A 16,050-nucleotide genomic window follows, 5' to 3' on the forward strand; every position below is an offset into this window, starting at 1 on the left:
CAAGGCACGGCCGCGCGCAATCATCGATCCGGGCCTGCGCGCCCGGTGAGCCGATCGAGTTCGCGGCGCTGAACGGTGACGACTTCGCGCGTCGCGCTTTCCAGGTCGCGGGTGCTGCGCATGGCGGCAAAGCCTTCTGCCAACAGGCCATAGGTCTGTCCCATGCCGAGTGCCTTGGCTGGCGAACCGGCCAGCTTGAACGCCCAGTAGGCGGCCCGGTTGTCGGCAAACCCGCCGAGTAGATCCACCAGTTCGCGTACCCAGCCGATCTGTTGTTCGCGAACGTCGAACTGGCCGACCTCGCGAAAGGCACGCACATACGCGGTCGGCGTGATCGGTCGCGCTGGCAGGCGGGTCTCGAGCGCTGCGGCCATGTCGGCATCGAGGCTGTCCGCGGTGTGTTGCAGGCGGACCGCGATCACCAGCGGCCGGTCGTCGTCGATGATGCGCCCGATTCGCGAGGAAATCTTGGCCGGGTCGGAGGTCAGCTCCGACCAGTCGGCTTCGAGATAGAAGCTGCGGGTCAGAAAGTGCAGCAGCTTTTCGCCGTCATAGCGTTCGGCCAGCGGCCGGTGCAGCGCTGCCGCGCGTTCGGACTGCCATCGTCGTAGCGCCTTGAGGCGGGCATCGAACGCCGGCTCGCTGCGTCGCTCGAGCCGGGCCCGGGCCTCGCGCAAATCGACCAGCGCTTGTTCCAGGCGCGAACTCATGGCGTGGTTTCAGGCGTGGGCCGCGGGATACGCGCGAACGCATCGGCGCTCAGACTGCCCAGATACAGGCTATTGCCCTGTTCCTGGACGCTTGTGATCGGGGCAAACGCGCCTGCGCTGTCGTCCCGCAGATCGGTCACCACGGTACCGTCCGGCTTGATGCCCATCAGCCCGGCGACATGCGCGGGTTCCGGCTGCAGCGCCCTGGGCAGATGGTAGATGATGCGTCGAAGCCAGGGCTTGTCGGCGGTAAAGTCCAGCAACCGGTTGCGGGGCGCGAACAGTGCCAGCCAGAACGTGTCGCTGTCGGCGCCATGGGAAATGCCGTCGGGAAAACCGGGCAGCCGGTCGATGAAGATATCGCTCTGGCCGGCCATATCGCCGCTCAGCCAGTAGCGCAGCACGCGATAGCTGCCGGTTTCGGTCACCAGCACATAGGCGCCGTCGCCACTGGCGGCGACGCCGTTGGCGAACTGCAAGCCGCCCAGCAACACCGTCACCGTGGCGGTGGCCGGATCGTATTCCATCAGACGGCCGTGGCCGCCGTGTTCGAGAATATCGGTGCGGTAGGCGTCATGCCCGTATTTGCTCGAGGCGTCGGTGAAATAGATCGTGCCATCCGGTCCGACGTCCACGTCGTTGGTGAACTTGAACGGGCGGCCTTCGGCGCCACTGGCGAGGATTTTGATATCGCCGGCCGGGTTGATCGCGAGCAGCCCCTTGTCGGCATCCGCCACGATCAGCGTCTGCGGCGGCGGCGCGTCGGTCGCTTGCTCTGGCCCGCCCGTTTCATCGCCCGACTCGGTGCTTGCCTGGTCATCGGTAGGCGCGACCGGCTTGCTGCTGAAGGCAAGCCCGAGCGGGCGCCCGTTAGTGGTGGCGAATACCTGGCCATTGCTGCCGTCCGGGTCGAAGCGGCGGATGGTGCCGTCCTCATAGCCCGCATACAGCCGTCCCTGGTTATCGATCGCCACGTCTTCGGGACCGGTGGCCGTGTCTTCGCCCAGGCGTTCGGCCTGCGCCAAAGGCGCGCTTCGCACCGGCGCATCGCCGGTGGTGGCCGTTGCCACGGTCCACGGCTGGGGCATGAAATCGCTCGGCCAGAAGAGGGCGTAGCCAACGAACGCGACCAGCGCGATCAAGATCAGGGTCAACAGGTTCTTCATGTCATTCCTTGGCCCGAAAACGGCTTCGGACATCTAAGCTCATGGCAATCGGCATACAATGATCGCAAATATCCGCGGCCGCATTATCCATACGCGACCATGAATGGACAGACCCGAGGTTCCCGATGAACGATGCCGTCTCGCCCGCACTGCTTGCCAAGCGCCGTGCCAGCCTGGGTCGTATCGAGCGGGTGGCCTGGTGGCTCGACGATGCCTTCGAGCTGCCGATCATCCGCAAGCGCGTCGGTCTGGACGGTCTTTTCGGCCTCGTCCCGTTTGCCGGCGACCTGGTCGGCACCGGCCTTTCGAGCCTGATCGTTGTCGAGGCGCTGCGGCTGGGCGCGCCCAAGCGTGTATGGATGCGTATGGGCGCGAACGTGGGCGTGGATTTCGTGGTCGGTCTGGTACCACTTGTCGGCGATCTGTTCGATTTCGCCTGGAAGGCCAATCGCCGTAATGAGCGCGTACTCAGGCGCTGGCTGGAGCAGGAAACCGCAGAACAAACGAAGAAGTCCCGCTGGGGCGGCGTGGTCGGGATCAGTCTCGGGCTCGCCTGTGCCTCTATCGTCACCGTCGCGCTCTGGCGCGCGCTGTTTGGATAATTGTCATGGCTCATAAAGTGGATACGGGCGATCGAGCCCCGATTATTCAGCGTAGCGCCCACGATGGCCGCGCGATCGATACCGAATCCCTGATCGGACAGCGCCCGCTGGTGGTCTATTTCTACCCGCGCGACGATACGCCGGTGTGTACCCGCCAGGCCTGTAGCTTTCGCGACCAGCTCGAGGCATTCAACGCCCTGGATGCCGAAGTCATCGGCATCAGCGCGGACGATGATGCCAGCCATCGCGCCTTTGCGGAAAAACACGGCCTCGACTTCGCCCTGGTCTCCGATCACGACGGCCGCCTGTCGAAGGCCTTCGACGTCGGCCGGGCGCTTGGCGTGCTCGGCAACCGGGTGACGTTCGTGATCGATCGTCAGGGCATCGTACGCCTGCGCTATCAGGCCCAGCTGGCCGCCGGCCGGCATGTCGACAAGGCGTTGGCTACCCTGCGAGAGCTGGCTTAGCCGCGCACGATCGACCACAGCAGCGCCGCCCAGCCCACGATCAGCAGTACGCCGCCGATCGGCGTGATCGCACCCAGCCAGCGAATACCGGAAAAGGCCAGCACGTAGAGGCTGCCGGAGAAAATGAGCGTGCCGACGGCAAAACAGACGGTGGCGGTGGCAACGCCCGCGCCGGTCATGCCCTGGCGTGCCAGCAACCCGACCGCCAGCAGCGCCAGCGCGTGATAGAACTGGTACTGGACTGCGGTATGCCAGATTGCCTGCATGTCGGCCGAGAGTCTCGCGGCCAGGGCATGCGCGCCGAATGCGCCCAGCAGTACGCCGATCAGGCCATAAAGGCTGCCGGCAACGAGTGCGAATTGGGTCATGTCTTGCGGCCTTCGATCGGGATGAATAGTTGGCTTTCGGCATAGCGTACTGCCTGTCCACCCAGATGCACGCGATCGCCTTCCAGCCGGCAGATGACCGTGCCCCCGCGGCGCGAGATCTGGCGGCCGGCCAACTGCGTTTTGCCCAGACGCGCCGCCCAGTAGGGCGCGAGGGTGCAATGCGCCGAGCCGGTAACCGGATCTTCGTCGATCCCGTGGGCCGGGGCGAAATAACGCGACACGAAATCATGGATGCCGTCGTCGGCGGGGGCGGTGGCGATCACGCCGCGGTTGTCCTGTCGATTGCAGGCGGCCAGTGCCCGCATATCAGGCGCAAGCGCGGCGACCGTGGCAGCACTTTCATATACGGCCAGATGATTGGCGCCGGCATACCATTCCAGGCTGCTCGCGCCCATGGCCTGTTCGACTTCGACGGGCGCCTGGGGAAGACGCTCGGCCGGGCGGCTGGGGAAATCCAGCCACAGCATGCCGTCGTTTTCGCTTACGCCGAGTTCGCCGGCCTGGCGGGTCTGAAACCGCAGCGGCGCGCTGAACCCGTTGCAGCAGTGCAGCAGGGCGTAGGCGGTGGCCAGCGTGGCATGGCCGCATAGCTCGACTTCGCAGGTCGGGGTGAACCAGCGCAGGGCGTGCGCCGGCTCGCCGGCGACCACGAACGCGGTTTCTGCCAGGTTATGCTCGGCCGCCACGGCCTGGAGCGTCGTATCATCGAGCCACTCATCGAGCAGAACGACCGATGCCGGATTGCCCCGAAAGACCCGGTCTGTAAAGGCATCGATATGGTAGGCCGTAAGTTGCAGTACGGTGTCTGTCATGGAATTGTCATCTGCTGTTGTTATCCGTTAGGCCCATTTTGTCCAGTCGGCGCAGAGCGCTGCGAGTCGATTACGCATGAATGCAAATGTAGAGGACGGCGCAGAGCGTACGCTTGATGCCCCCGATCTGTTCATCAACCGTGAGCTGTCACTGCTTGAGTTTAACGACCGGGTGCTCGAACAGGCGCGCGACGGGCGCGTACCGCTGCTCGAACGGCTGAAATTCCTGTGTATTTCCTCGACCAATCTGGACGAGTTCTTCGAAGTGCGGGTGGCCGGGCTCAAGCAGAAGGCCGAGCTGGTCAACTCGCCGACCGAAGCCGATAACCGCACCCCCAGTGAAGCCCTGCGTGCCATCAGTAGCCGCGCGCATGAACTGGTGGCCAAACAATACAGCACCCTCAACGACGAGTTGATTCCGGCCTTGCAGCACGAGGGCATCCGCTTTCTGCGACGTTCGGAATGGAACCCGGAACAGCGTGCATGGCTGGCCGAGTTCTTCGAGGAGGAGCTGCTGCCGGTAATCAGCCCGCTGGGACTCGATCCGGCCCATCCCTTCCCGCGTATTCTCAACAAGTCGTTGAATTTCATCGTGTCGCTGGACGGCACCGATGCCTTCGGGCGCAAGATCGACTATGCCGTGGTGCAGGCGCCGCGCGCGCTGCCGCGCGTGATTCAGCTGCCGCGCGAGGCCGGCAGCGGCGATCACGACTTCGTATTCCTGTCGTCGATCATCCATCAGCACGTGGGCGACCTGTTTCCGAGCATGGGCACGCGGGGCTGCTATCAGTTCCGTGTCACCCGCAATTCCGATCTGTTCGTCGACGAGGAAGAGGTCGACGATCTGTTGCGTGCGGTCGAGGGCGAGCTGCCGTCGCGCCGCTACGGCGACTGTGTGCGTCTTGAAGTGGCGCACAACTGCCCGGAATCGCTGTGCAAGTACCTGCTCGACCGGTTTCTGCTGTCCAAGGAGGATCTGTTCCAGGTCGACGGGCCGGTCAACGTCAACCGCCTGATGTCGTTGCTGGATACCGTCGATCGGCCGGATCTCAAATACCCGGCGTTCTCACCGCGCCTGCCCAGCGAGCTGGGGCCGAGCGGCGATCTGTTTGCAGAAATCCGTGCTGCGGACGTGCTGCTGCATCACCCCTTCGATTCGTTTCTGCCGGTGATCGACTTCGTGCGTCGGGCCGCCTCCGATTCGCGCGTGCTGGCGATCAAGCAGACGTTGTATCGCACAGGGCCCGATTCCGCCGTGGTGGATGCGTTGGTGGAAGCCGCGCGCGCCGGCAAGGAAGTCACCGTGGTGGTCGAACTGCGCGCCCGCTTCGACGAAGCCGACAATATCGAGTTGGCCAACCGTCTGCAGGCCGCCGGCGCGCATGTGGTCTATGGCGTGGTCGGCTACAAGACCCATGCCAAGATGACGCTGATCGTACGTCGCGAAACCGACGGCCTGCACAACTATGTGCATCTGGGCACGGGCAACTATCATCCCAAGACGGCGCGTTTGTATACCGACTACGGCCTGTTCTCCTGCGACGATGCCCTGGGCAACGACGTGCACGAAATGTTTCTGCAGCTCACCAGCCTCGGCAAGGTATCGGGTCTGGAGCGGTTGCTGGACGCACCGTTTCGGCTGCATACCGCGATCATCGACAAGATCAATCGCGAGGCGGAGAACGCCCGCGCCGGCAAACCGGCGCATATCATCGCCAAGATGAATTCGCTGGTGGAACCCCAGGCCATTCGTGCGCTCTATGCGGCATCCCAGGCCGGGGTGAAGATCGAACTCATCGTGCGCGGTATCTGCTGCCTGCGCCCCGGCGTCGAGGGCGTATCCGAGAATATCGAGGTGCGTTCCATCGTCGGGCGTTTCCTGGAGCACACGCGGGTATTCTATTTTGCCAACGACGATACCCCCGAGCTGTATCTGGCCAGCGCCGACTGGATGGATCGCAATTTCTTCCGCCGGGTCGAGACCTGCTTTCCCGTGACCAGTCCGGCGTTATATGATCGGGTTCAGCGTGAACTCGCGCTCTACCTCGCCGACAACAGTCAGGCTTGGCTGCTCGGCAACGACGGGCGCTATACGAAAGCCGAGCCCGTCGGCGACGAAGCGCCGCTGGCCGCCCAGAAACGGCTGATGGAGGGCCCGGGCTGATCGCGGCGCATGCCGCCGGTGTGAACCTGTGGTTGTTGCAGCGGTCTGATCGCGAGTAACACTCGATTCGAGTCGGCACACATGAGCCGACCTCAACTCCGAAAGCAGGGGAAGCATAGATGAAACAATGGATCACGGCGTTCGTGGCAGCGGTTGTGCTGCTGTCGACCACCTCGGGCGCGTTGGCGGCCAGTGAACAGGAGCAAAAGCTCGACGACGCCACCACCGTGGTGCGCCAGTTCGTCGATATCCCGGAAAACGCCATCCCGCCGGCGCTGCTCGGGCAGGCCTATGGCATCGCCGTCATCCCCAGCGTATTCAAGGCCGGCTTCATTCTGGGCGGCCGCCACGGCAAGGGCGTGCTGTCGGTACGCACCGCGGACGGCAGCTGGTCGAATCCGACGTTCATCTCGCTGACCGGCGGCTCGATCGGCTGGCAGGCCGGTGCCTCCTCGTCGGATATCATCCTGGTATTCAAGACCCAGCGCAGCATCGACAAGATCGCCAACGGTCAGGTCAATCTCGGTGCCGATGCTGCCGTGGCGGCCGGGCCGGTCGGTCGTAGCGCCGGGGCGTCGACCAACCTGGGCTTCGATGCCGAGGTTTATTCCTACTCGCGCGCCCGTGGCCTGTTCGCCGGTGTTTCCCTGGAAGGCGGCAAGATCAGCATCGACCGCGAAGCGAACTGGCTGTTCTACGACAAGGCCGGCATCGATGCCTACTCGATTCTGCGTAACGGCAACGAGTCCGGGCTGCCCCAGGCGGGCCAGAAGTTCGTTTATACGCTGGACCGCTACATGCCGGCCTCGGAAGATTTCGATCGCGAAGCCGCCACCCGCGGTACCAGCATGGATTCGCACAACAACGGTAATAACGGCAACGGCGGCAGCCAGCAGGACGACTACAGCCGTGGCCAGGCCGTGCCCTACGACAGCGGTAACGGCGTTGAAGTACGCCAGGGCAATTACGACGCCCAGGACAACAGCGGCAACAGCGGCAACAACAGCAACAACCAGCCGAACAGCGCCAACGACGACAGCTACCAGCAGGGTAGCGGTGGCTACGGTAGCGGCAACAGCAACTATTGAGCGTCCTGTTTAAACGCCCTTTTCGCTATGTGCTGATCGCTGTCGGCGTGCTCTTGCTCACGCCGGCAGCGATGATTCTGGTCATGCGCTGGGTCAACCCGCCGGTCACCGCGTACATGCTACGCGTGCACTTCGAAAGTCAGGCCAGCGACAACGGTCCGACGATCTTCTATCGCTGGACCGATATTGACGACATGGCGGCCTGCATGCCGCTGGCGGCGGTCGCATCCGAAGATCAGACCTTCCCGACCCATCATGGTTTTGTCTGGGCTGCGATTGGCGACGCGCTGGCAGACAACGCCGAGGGCGGCACCATTCGCGGTGCCAGTACCATCAGCCAGCAAACGGCCAAGAACCTTTTTCTCTGGCCGGCCAAGAGCTATATCCGCAAGGGCGTGGAAGCCTATCTGACCTTCTGGCTTGAAGTGCTCTGGCCCAAGCGCCGTATTCTCGAGGTGTATCTCAATATCGCCCAGTTCGATGACCGGGTGTTCGGCGTGGGCGCCGCGGCCCAGCGCCTGTTCGGCGTGAGCGCGGCCCGGCTCAGTACCGGCCAGTGTGCAAGGCTGGCCGCGGTGCTGCCGAACCCGGTGCGCTACAGCGCGGCGTCGCCCGGGCCCTATGTTCAGGGCCAGGCGGCCTGGATCATGCGTCAGATGCGCCAGCTCGGGGATGGTTATCTGGCTGAAACGCTAGGGCGGTAGACTGGGCGTCGATATGTACCCGATTTTCGACCCTCGATCTGCATCATGCTGACCCGCAGCGACTTCGAGCCCGCGTTCTGGCTGCGCAATGCGCATGCGCAGACGGTGTTTGCGTCCAAGGTAAGGCCTTCGCCGGCGCTGGAAGTCGAGCGCGAGCGCCTGGAGCTGGACGACGGCGACTTTCTGGATCTGTCGTGGCTGCCCGAGCGCGGGCTCGATGCGGATGCACCCATCGTGATCGTGCTTCACGGCTTGAACGGCTCGCTGGAATCCAAGTACGCACGGGGGCTGTTGCGTCAGGCCGACGCCCACGGCGCGCGCGGCGTGCTGATGCATTTTCGCGGCGCGGCCGAGCCCAACCGTCTTGCCCGCAGCTATCACTCGGGCGAAACCGAGGATTTCGATACCGTTGTACGCCACGTACGCCGGCGCTTTGCGCGGGCGCCGCTGGCCGCGGTCGGCTATTCGCTGGGCGGCAACGTATTGCTCAAGTATCTTGGCGAACAGGGACGTGCCGCGCCCCTGGCCTGTGCCACGGCGGTGTCCGTGCCCTACGATCTCAAGCGCTGTGCCCAGGCCATTCAGCAGGGGCTGTCGCGTATTTACCAGGCGCATATGATCAACGGCCTGCGCGAGGCCTACGAGGCCAAGTTCAAGCTCATCGAAGCGCCGCAGCCGTACCCGGATTTTCGCAAACTGCGGGATTTTCCCTCGTTCGACAATGCCGTGACCGCGCCCCTCAACGGCTTTCGCGATGCCGAGGACTACTACGAGCGCTCCAGCAGCGGCCCGTTTCTCAGGCATATCCGCCTGCCCACATTGATCATTCATGCCGAAGACGACCCCTTCATGGCGCCGGACGTCATACCGGGTCCGGATGCCCTGTCGTCGTCTATACGGCTGGAATTATCCCGCCATGGCGGCCATGTGGGCTTTGTCAGCGCCGGGCGCTACGGCGAACCGGTGTACTGGCTCGAACAGCGCATCCCGGCCTGGCTGCGTGAACGCCTGCCCGGCTTTGCTGCACCCGATTCATTGAACGAGGCTGAGGAGACCGGCTGATCGGTGCGCCGGCCGCGCTGACCGTCGTCGTTCCGGCGATCGACGAAGCCGAGGCGCTGGGGCCGCTGCTGGCCGACCTGGCGGCCCAGCGCGACGTGGTGTTGCAGGTGCTTGTTGCCGACGGCGGCTCTACCGATCGAACCGTCGCGCTAGCCCGCGCCGGCCATGCCGAGGTGGTGTTCAGCCCGCCCGGACGCGGCGCGCAGATGAATGCCGCGGCCGCCCGGGCCACGCATCCTTGGCTTTGCTTTCTGCATGCCGACAGCCGCCTGACCCACCCGCGACAGCTGGCGGCCGCGATCGACGCTCTCGGGGCGGACGATCGGGCGCGCTTGGCCGGCCACTTTGCCCTGAGCTTCGATCGAGAAACGACCGGGCATGCGTTTTTCTATCGCTATCTGGAAGCCAAGAGCGCGACCGGCCGGCGCTATACGATCAACGGCGACCAGGGGCTGATCATTGCGACCCGGTTCTTCAACGAACTCGGCGGTTTTGATACCGGCCTTGGGTTTCTGGAAGATCAGCGCATGGCGGCGGCCATCGTCGAGGCAGGTCAGTGGCGGCTGTGCCCGCACCGGCTGGCAACATCGGCCCGGCGCTTCGAGAATGAAGGCGAGCGCGCGCGCTATCTGCTCATGGCTTTGATTATGGCCATGTACACCGCCGGCGTGGACCGGTTCTTCGAGCGCGCCCCGAGCGTCTACGCCCGCCAGAGCCAGACCGAACGTCTCCTGCTTGGGCCTTATATCGGTCTGCTGGCCTCGCTTTGGCGTGAGTGTGGCACCGGCGCATCGATTGCGGTGAGCTGGCGTATTGCGGGGGTTGCGCTCGCCCAGAGCTGGCAGCCTTTTCTGGCAATCGACGTGGCGCTGGAGCCCGTGTGGGGCAGGCGCCGTCACGCCCTTCGGCTGCATGATCGCCTGCTACGGCCGCTGCTGCAGAACCGCCTGCTGCAGAGTGTTTTGATGGCCGCCGGCCTGGCATGGATTTTCGGGCCGTTATGGCTGTGGTGTAGGCTGCAACACAAATAATCGTGTTGTCGCCATGAATACGCCCAAATCCGCTTCGAGCCACGACCCAAGAGATTACCGGCGCGCGCTCGAAGGCACGCTGGGTATACCGTTCACCGCCGGTAATCGGATCGAACGCCTGGTCAACGGCGTTCGCATTTTTCCGGCCATGATCGAGGCCGTCGAGGCCGCCGAGTATTCGATCGATTTTCTGACCTTCATCTACTGGCAGGGCGAGATCGCCGAGCGATTCGGTCATGCGCTGGCCGGGCGTGCACGTGCCGGCGTAAGGGTACGCATACTCCTGGATAGTTTCGGCGCACACAGCATGCCCCGCGACGTGCTCGACGATCTGACCCAGGCCGGCGCACAGATCGCCTGGTTCCGGCCGGCCGTGCGCTGGCGCTTCTGGCAGGCCGACAACCGCACCCATCGCAAGATTCTGGTGGTGGATAACCGGATCGGTTTCACCGGCGGGGTCGGCATCGCCGCCGAATGGGACGGCGATGCCCGCGAACCCGATGAATGGCGCGAAACCCATTTTCGTCTGACCGGGCCGGTCGTCGACGGGCTACGCGGGGCGTTTCTGTCCAACTGGGTCGAGGCCGGCGAGCGCGGCTTTGACGACAGCTGGGAATATGCCGATCCGGAAATCGACGAGGAGAAGAACGGCGCGCTCGTCCAGGTGTTGCGTACCTCGGCCGCGGTCAACTACAGCGATATCGCCACCCTGTTTCGGCTGGTCATTTCGCTGGCTCGGCATCGGCTGCGGATCACCACCGGCTATTTCGTGCCCGATACCGCCACCATCGACATGCTCTGCAACGCGGCCCGTCGCGGGGTCGAGATCGAAGTGCTCATGCCGGGGCCCTATACCGACTCGCGCGTGGCCCGGGCCGCGGCGGACGACGCCTACCAGCCGCTGCTCGAAGCCGGCGTGAAGCTGTATCGCTATCAGCCCACCATGCTGCACGCCAAGATCGTGCTGGTCGACGATGTGGTCGCGATCAGTGGTTCGGCGAACTTCAACCATCGCTCGATGGGCAAGGACGACGAAATCGCCATTGCCATGATTGATCCGCCCACCTTCGCCGCCCTCGCCGCCGATTTCGACGACGATCGTGAACGTTGCCATCAGGTCACGCTCGAAAACTGGGAAAAGCGCGGCGTTTTGCAGCGGCTCAAGGAGTTGCTCAGCCGTATTCTCAAGCCGCAGGCCTGAGCGCCGCGGCACCGCTTCAGACGCGGCGCAGGCGATCCAGGCGCAGCCGGTGGCGTTCGTCGAACAGGCGCCGGGTGCCCAGCTCGACCGCCAGGAGGGTGCCAAAGCCGGTGCCGGCAGCGATCAGAAACATGATCAATATCTGATACTTGACCGCTTCCCAGGGCGGGCTGCCGGCCAGGATCTGGCCGGTCATCATGCCGGGCAGGCTGATGATGCCGGCCGCGGCCATGGCGTTGAGCATGGGAATGAGCCCTGCGCGCATCGCATCGCGGCGCATATCGGCGATCGCCTGGCTGGCGCTGGCCCCCAGGGCCAGCCGGGTTTCCACCACGTTCGCACCGCGCCAGACTTCCTGGGTGAGTCGGTCTATGGCCAGGGCAATGCCGGTCATCGTATTGCCCAGCAGCATGCCCAGCAGCGGAATCGCGTATTGCGGGGTATACCAGGGCTCCACGCGGATCACGATCACGAGCGTGGCGACTGCGGTGACGAACGACGACAAAAACATCGACGCGGTGCCGGCCAGAAAGCCGTAGCCGCCCGTAAAGCGGCGCTTCTGCCGGCTCGCGGCCTCGCGGCCGGCCAGCAGCAGCATTACGAACGCCATCAGCGCCACCCATAACAGGCGCTCCTGGGCGAATACGGCCTCCAGGATCAAGCCCACGAGCGCGAGCTGGGCCGCGGTGCGCACCGCCGCGACGAGCAGCGTGCGCGTGACGCCCAGCTTCATGGCCGCAGTGGTGGCTGCCAATGCCAGGACCGCGATAGCGGCCAGTGCCAGATCGAAAAACGACAGCGAAATCAGTTGCATGACGCCTCGATCGGCTGGCCTGTGCTATCCAGTTGGCATTGCGATGAGGCGACCCGCTCACGCTGCGCGCGATCGTGGCTTACCCAGATACAGCAGGCGCGCCGGTTCGACAGATAGTCGCCGACGAGTCGCTCCACGCGCTCGATATTGCGATCGTCGAGATTGGCGGTGGGCTCGTCCAGCAGGAGAACGTCGGGCGTGAGGGCCAGGGTGCGCGCAAGCGCCAGACGTTGTTTCTGTCCGGAGGACAGGCGTTCGATCGGCTGGTCGAGCAGCGATATTGACAGATCCAGGGCGTCCAGCAGGGGGGCGCAGTCGCGCTCGAAGTGCGGCCGCGGTGTATCCGCCCACCAGGCCGATTCCGCGGCCAGAAAGGCGACACGCCGGCGCCATTCGGGCGCCGGCATGTCTACGGCAGCCACGCCGTCGAGGCGACACTCGCCGTGGTGTGCGTCGAGGTCGGCCATGGCGCGTAAAAGACGGGTCTTGCCCGCACCCGAGGGCGCGCTCAGCCCCAGACATTCGCTGGCGCCAATCGTGATGTCGACCGGGCCGATCGCGCCGGTCGCCAGCCCGATGGCCTGGAAACGTGTCGTGCTCACGCCGCGCTGCCGGATCCGACCCAACGCCGACGCGGGCAGCCGATCAGATCGCGTCGCGGTCCGTTTCGCCAGTACGAATACGTACGACCTGTTCGAGGTTGTGTACGAAGATTTTGCCGTCCCCGATCTGACCGGTCTTGGCCGCTTCCACAATGGCTTCGACCACGGCTTCCACGCGGTCGTCGGCCACTGCGACTTCCAGTTTGACCTTGGGCAGGAAGTCCACGGCATATTCGGCGCCGCGATAGAGTTCGGTATGGCCTTTCTGGCGCCCGAAGCCTTTGACTTCGGTCATGGTGGTGCCGTGTACGCCCACTTCGGCGAGTGCTTCACGGACATCGTCGAGACGAAAGGGCTTGATGACGGCGGTAACCATTTTCATGGTTTGAAACTCCTCATTTCTGATGCCAGCGAGTCTAACAGCTGGCGCGCACGCTGCCAGCAAAGGTGTGGCCTAGAGATCGTAGCCGCGTTCTTCATGTTCGAAGATATCGAGGCCGACCTGTTCGTTCTCCACGGCCACGCGCAGACCCATGGTTGCCTGGAGCACCTTGAGGATGATCCAGGTCAGCACGCCGGTATAGACGAACACCGACGCCACGCCAAGCGCCTGAATGCCCACCTGGGCAACGATGCTTTCGATACCCGCGGCAAAGCCCTGGCCCGAGAAAGGGCCGAGATGGGTGGAGGCGAACACGCCGGCCAGCAGCGTACCGATAATGCCGCCCACGCCGTGCACCGGAAACACGTCCAACGAATCGTCGATGCGCAGGCTGCGCTCGACCCAGAGCGTGGCGGTAAAACAGACCACGCCGGCGAGTATGCCGATGATGATCGCGCCGCCCGGGCCCACATAGCCGGAGGCCGGGGTGATGGTGCCCAGGCCGGCGACCATGCCGGTCACGATACCGAGCACGCTCGGCTTGCCGAAACGAATCCATTCGGCCGCCATCCAGGTCAGACAGCCGGCGGCAGCCGACAGATGCGTGACCAGCATGGCCATGCCGGCCTGACCGTTGGCGGCCAGGGCGCTGCCGCCGTTAAAGCCGAACCAGCCGACCCACAACATGCCGGCGCCGGAGACGGTCATGGTGAGGTTGTGCGGCGCCATCGCGGTCTTCTGAAAGCCGTGGCGCGGGCCCACGACAATAGCCGCAACCAGCGCAGCTACGCCCGCGGTCACATGCACGACCGTACCCCCGGCAAAGTCGAGCAGGCCGAGTTGGCCCAGCCAGCCGCCGCCCCACACCCAGTGGGTGACCGGCACATAGACCAGAAGCAACCATGCGGCAGTAAACACCAGCAGGGTGGCGAATCGAAACCGCTCCGCGAAGCCGCCGATGATCAGCGCTGGCGTGATGACCGCGAAGGTCATCTGGAACAGGGCGAACACGGGCTCGGGAATCGTGCCGGCCACGCTGGACACGCTCACGCCGGCAAAGAAAAGCTTGTCGAGGCCGCCAATGAAGGCATTGCCTTCGGAGAACGCCAGGCTGTAGCCGCAGATCACCCAGAGCAGAGAGGCCAGCGCACAAATGGCGAAGCACTGCATGAGTACCGACAGCACGTTGCGTACCCGCACCAGCCCGCCATAGAACAACGCCAGCCCCGGCAGCGTCATGAATAGCACCAGTGCGGTCGTGGTCATGACCCAGGCGGTATCGGCACCGTCGATTACCGGCGCGGCGGCGGCCGGCAGGCTGCTGGCCAGAAGCAGGAAGAAAGCCGGGAGGTGAAGCGTTTTGGTGGGCAGCATGGCGTTTCGGGGCGGTCTGAATCGATCGCCGCGAAGTATAGCGAAGCCGGCCGCCGTGTTGCCGATGCCGAGAATGAAGATGCGGTATTGCGCACAGGGTAATCGGCGATGTCTGCCGTGGGGCAGCGTGTGTGATAGGGCACGGCGTCCGGGTGGCGGGATCACACAAAAAAAAGAGGCCCCGTTGCCGGGGCCTCTTCGATGCGCAATCGCTCGCGAGCGTTTGCGATTTAGGACATCGAGCGACGGCTGCCGCCGGAGGTGAACTCCGGATAGGCTTCCATGCCGCATTCGCCCAGATCCACGCCCTCGACTTCCTCTTCTTCCGAGACGCGGATGCCGACAACCGCCTTGAGGATGCCCCAGACGATCAGGCTGGTCACGAACACCCACACGAAGATGGTCAGCGCGCCGACGATCTGGCCGCCAAAGCTGGCACCGTCATTCGTGATCGGCACCACAAGCAGGCCGAGCAGGCCACAGACACCATGCACCGAGATCGCGCCCACCGGATCGTCGATCTTGAGCTTATCCAGCGCCAGGATCGAGAACACCACCAGGATGCCGCCAGCGGCACCGAACAGGGTCGCCACGAGCGGGCTCGGGGTCGAAGGCTCGGCGGTGATCACCACCAGACCGGCCAGCGCGCCGTTGAGCGCCATGGTCAAATCGCCTTTGCCGAACATGGCACGGGCGAGCAGAAGGGCCGCGACCAGGCCACCAGCGGCGGCGGTGTTGGTGTTCAAGAACACCATGGCCACCGAGTTGGCGCTGGCGATATCACCGAGCTTGAGCACGGAACCGCCGTTAAAGCCGAACCAGCCCATCCACAGGATCAGCGTGCCGAGTGCGGCCAGCGGCAGGTTCGCGCCCGGGATGGCGCCGACGGTGCCGTCGGCGCGGAACTTGCCCTTACGCGGGCCAAGCAGCAGCACACCGGCCAGGGCCGCGGCAGCGCCGGCCATATGCACGATGCCGGAGCCGGCAAAGTCGGAGAAGCCGCCGAAATCGTCGAAGTTGTAGAGGCCGAACACGTCGGCGCCGTTCCACGACCAGGAGCCTTCCATCGGATAGATGAAGCCGGTCATGATTACCGCAAAGCCCAGGAAGGCCCACAGCTTCATGCGTTCGGCTACCGCGCCGGAAACCACCGACATGGCCGTGGCCACGAACACCACCTGGAAGAAGAAGTCGGAAGCGTCGGCATATACCGAATCGCCGCCGAAGCCGTTTTCGGCCGATGTGGCCAGGGCTTCCTGTACCAGGTTGTCGCCGCCGGCAATGCCGTTCAAGAACAGGCTGCCGTCGTACATGATCATGTAGCCGCAAATCATGTACATGATGCAGGAGATAGAGTACAGCGCGATGTTCTTGGTCAGGATTTCGGTCGTGTTCTTGGCACGAACCAAGCCGCCTTCCAGCATGGTGAAGCCGGCGGCCATCCACATGACCAGTGCCCCGCAGATCAAAAAGTAGAAGGTA

The 16,050-nt window shown here is 64.2% G+C and carries 17 protein-coding genes; 8 read left to right on the forward strand and 9 right to left on the reverse strand.

Annotation, left to right across the window (positions count from 1 at the left end):
- Positions 1-20: 20 nt before the first annotated feature.
- Both ABNU97_RS07890 and ABNU97_RS07895 read right to left on the reverse strand, forming a co-directional pair.
- A complete protein-coding gene (locus ABNU97_RS07890) occupies positions 21-710 on the reverse strand; it encodes a hypothetical protein (RefSeq protein ID WP_348766193.1) in 690 nt (229 codons plus the stop codon).
- Positions 707-1,876, reverse strand: coding sequence for an SMP-30/gluconolactonase/LRE family protein (locus tag ABNU97_RS07895; RefSeq protein WP_348766194.1), 1,170 nt, complete (start codon positions 1,874-1,876; stop codon positions 707-709). The genes ABNU97_RS07890 and ABNU97_RS07895 overlap by 4 nt, the downstream gene beginning before the upstream one ends.
- Before the next feature lie 125 nt (positions 1,877-2,001).
- Here ABNU97_RS07895 and ABNU97_RS07900 point away from each other — a divergent pair, with 125 nt between their 5' ends.
- Positions 2,002-2,478, forward strand: a complete 477-nt coding sequence (locus ABNU97_RS07900; RefSeq protein ID WP_348766195.1) for a DUF4112 domain-containing protein — start codon at positions 2,002-2,004, stop codon at positions 2,476-2,478.
- Positions 2,479-2,483: 5 nt separating this feature from the next.
- Positions 2,484-2,945, forward strand: coding sequence for a peroxiredoxin (locus ABNU97_RS07905; RefSeq protein ID WP_348766196.1), 462 nt, complete (start codon positions 2,484-2,486; stop codon positions 2,943-2,945).
- Here the strand turns inward: ABNU97_RS07905 and ABNU97_RS07910 are convergent.
- The gene (locus tag ABNU97_RS07910; protein WP_348766197.1) at positions 2,942-3,313 is read right to left on the reverse strand and encodes a DUF423 domain-containing protein; all 372 of its coding nucleotides are present in this window, start codon (positions 3,311-3,313) and stop codon (positions 2,942-2,944) included. The two genes, ABNU97_RS07905 and ABNU97_RS07910, sit on opposite strands and share 4 nt — an antisense overlap.
- The gene (locus tag ABNU97_RS07915; protein ID WP_348766198.1) at positions 3,310-4,146 is read right to left on the reverse strand and encodes a PhzF family phenazine biosynthesis protein; all 837 of its coding nucleotides are present in this window, start codon (positions 4,144-4,146) and stop codon (positions 3,310-3,312) included. The genes ABNU97_RS07910 and ABNU97_RS07915 overlap by 4 nt, the downstream gene beginning before the upstream one ends.
- A gap of 76 nt (positions 4,147-4,222) precedes the next feature.
- Between ABNU97_RS07915 and ppk1 the strand changes: the two genes are divergently transcribed.
- From ppk1 to ABNU97_RS07945, 6 genes are all read left to right on the forward strand, one after another.
- Positions 4,223-6,310 carry a polyphosphate kinase 1 gene (gene ppk1, locus ABNU97_RS07920; RefSeq protein WP_348766199.1) on the forward strand — a complete coding sequence of 696 codons (2,088 nt, stop codon included), beginning with the start codon at positions 4,223-4,225 and terminating at the stop codon, positions 6,308-6,310.
- Positions 6,311-6,429: 119 nt separating this feature from the next.
- Positions 6,430-7,398, forward strand: a complete 969-nt coding sequence (locus ABNU97_RS07925; RefSeq protein ID WP_348766200.1) for a lipid-binding SYLF domain-containing protein — start codon at positions 6,430-6,432, stop codon at positions 7,396-7,398.
- Positions 7,399-7,427: 29 nt separating this feature from the next.
- A complete protein-coding gene (gene mtgA, locus ABNU97_RS07930) occupies positions 7,428-8,102 on the forward strand; it encodes a monofunctional biosynthetic peptidoglycan transglycosylase (protein WP_348766201.1) in 675 nt (224 codons plus the stop codon).
- 45 nt (positions 8,103-8,147) lie between these two features.
- On the forward strand, positions 8,148-9,164 hold the full coding sequence (locus tag ABNU97_RS07935; RefSeq protein ID WP_348766202.1) for a hydrolase: 1,017 nt from the start codon (positions 8,148-8,150) through the stop codon (positions 9,162-9,164).
- A gap of 17 nt (positions 9,165-9,181) precedes the next feature.
- Positions 9,182-10,195, forward strand: a complete 1,014-nt coding sequence (locus ABNU97_RS07940) for a TIGR04283 family arsenosugar biosynthesis glycosyltransferase (RefSeq protein ID WP_348766208.1) — start codon at positions 9,182-9,184, stop codon at positions 10,193-10,195.
- A gap of 13 nt (positions 10,196-10,208) precedes the next feature.
- Positions 10,209-11,396: a phospholipase D-like domain-containing protein gene (locus tag ABNU97_RS07945; protein WP_348766203.1), complete on the forward strand. Its 1,188-nt coding sequence runs from the start codon at positions 10,209-10,211 to the stop codon at positions 11,394-11,396.
- 16 nt (positions 11,397-11,412) lie between these two features.
- On the opposite strand, the gene fetB is transcribed toward ABNU97_RS07945, so the two are convergent.
- The 5 genes from fetB to ABNU97_RS07970 form a co-directional block, all read right to left on the reverse strand.
- Positions 11,413-12,210, reverse strand: a complete 798-nt coding sequence (fetB, locus tag ABNU97_RS07950) for an iron export ABC transporter permease subunit FetB (protein ID WP_348766204.1) — start codon at positions 12,208-12,210, stop codon at positions 11,413-11,415.
- Positions 12,201-12,812: an ATP-binding cassette domain-containing protein gene (locus ABNU97_RS07955; RefSeq protein WP_348766205.1), complete on the reverse strand. Its 612-nt coding sequence runs from the start codon at positions 12,810-12,812 to the stop codon at positions 12,201-12,203. Before ABNU97_RS07955 ends, fetB begins: the two co-directional genes overlap by 10 nt.
- Before the next feature lie 43 nt (positions 12,813-12,855).
- On the reverse strand, positions 12,856-13,194 hold the full coding sequence (locus ABNU97_RS07960) for a P-II family nitrogen regulator (protein ID WP_293623433.1): 339 nt from the start codon (positions 13,192-13,194) through the stop codon (positions 12,856-12,858).
- 72 nt (positions 13,195-13,266) lie between these two features.
- Positions 13,267-14,568: an ammonium transporter gene (locus ABNU97_RS07965; RefSeq protein WP_348766206.1), complete on the reverse strand. Its 1,302-nt coding sequence runs from the start codon at positions 14,566-14,568 to the stop codon at positions 13,267-13,269.
- A 230-nt stretch (positions 14,569-14,798) separates the two neighbouring features.
- The coding region (locus tag ABNU97_RS07970) for an ammonium transporter (RefSeq protein WP_348766207.1) at positions 14,799-16,050 on the reverse strand (1,252 nt) is incomplete at its 5' end.

The organism is uncultured Salinisphaera sp., from assembly GCF_964012375.1.
Lineage (GTDB): Bacteria > Pseudomonadota > Gammaproteobacteria > Nevskiales > Salinisphaeraceae > Salinisphaera.

Bases quoted from the DNA above. Each gene is read 5' to 3' on its own strand.
- ABNU97_RS07890 (WP_348766193.1), bottom strand. From the start codon at position 710: ATGAGTTCGCGCCTGGAACAAGCGCTGGTCGATTTGCGCGAGGCCCGG.
- ABNU97_RS07895 (WP_348766194.1), bottom strand. From the start codon at position 1,876: ATGAAGAACCTGTTGACCCTGATCTTGATCGCGCTGGTCGCGTTCGTT.
- ABNU97_RS07900 (WP_348766195.1), top strand. From the start codon at position 2,002: ATGAACGATGCCGTCTCGCCCGCACTGCTTGCCAAGCGCCGTGCCAGC.
- ABNU97_RS07905 (WP_348766196.1), top strand. From the start codon at position 2,484: ATGGCTCATAAAGTGGATACGGGCGATCGAGCCCCGATTATTCAGCGT.
- ABNU97_RS07910 (WP_348766197.1), bottom strand. From the start codon at position 3,313: ATGACCCAATTCGCACTCGTTGCCGGCAGCCTTTATGGCCTGATCGGC.
- ABNU97_RS07915 (WP_348766198.1), bottom strand. From the start codon at position 4,146: ATGACAGACACCGTACTGCAACTTACGGCCTACCATATCGATGCCTTT.
- ppk1 (WP_348766199.1), top strand. From the start codon at position 4,223: ATGAATGCAAATGTAGAGGACGGCGCAGAGCGTACGCTTGATGCCCCC.
- ABNU97_RS07925 (WP_348766200.1), top strand. From the start codon at position 6,430: ATGAAACAATGGATCACGGCGTTCGTGGCAGCGGTTGTGCTGCTGTCG.
- ABNU97_RS07935 (WP_348766202.1), top strand. From the start codon at position 8,148: ATGCTGACCCGCAGCGACTTCGAGCCCGCGTTCTGGCTGCGCAATGCG.
- ABNU97_RS07945 (WP_348766203.1), top strand. From the start codon at position 10,209: ATGAATACGCCCAAATCCGCTTCGAGCCACGACCCAAGAGATTACCGG.
- fetB (WP_348766204.1), bottom strand. From the start codon at position 12,210: ATGCAACTGATTTCGCTGTCGTTTTTCGATCTGGCACTGGCCGCTATC.
- ABNU97_RS07960 (WP_293623433.1), bottom strand. From the start codon at position 13,194: ATGAAAATGGTTACCGCCGTCATCAAGCCCTTTCGTCTCGACGATGTC.
- ABNU97_RS07965 (WP_348766206.1), bottom strand. From the start codon at position 14,568: ATGCTGCCCACCAAAACGCTTCACCTCCCGGCTTTCTTCCTGCTTCTG.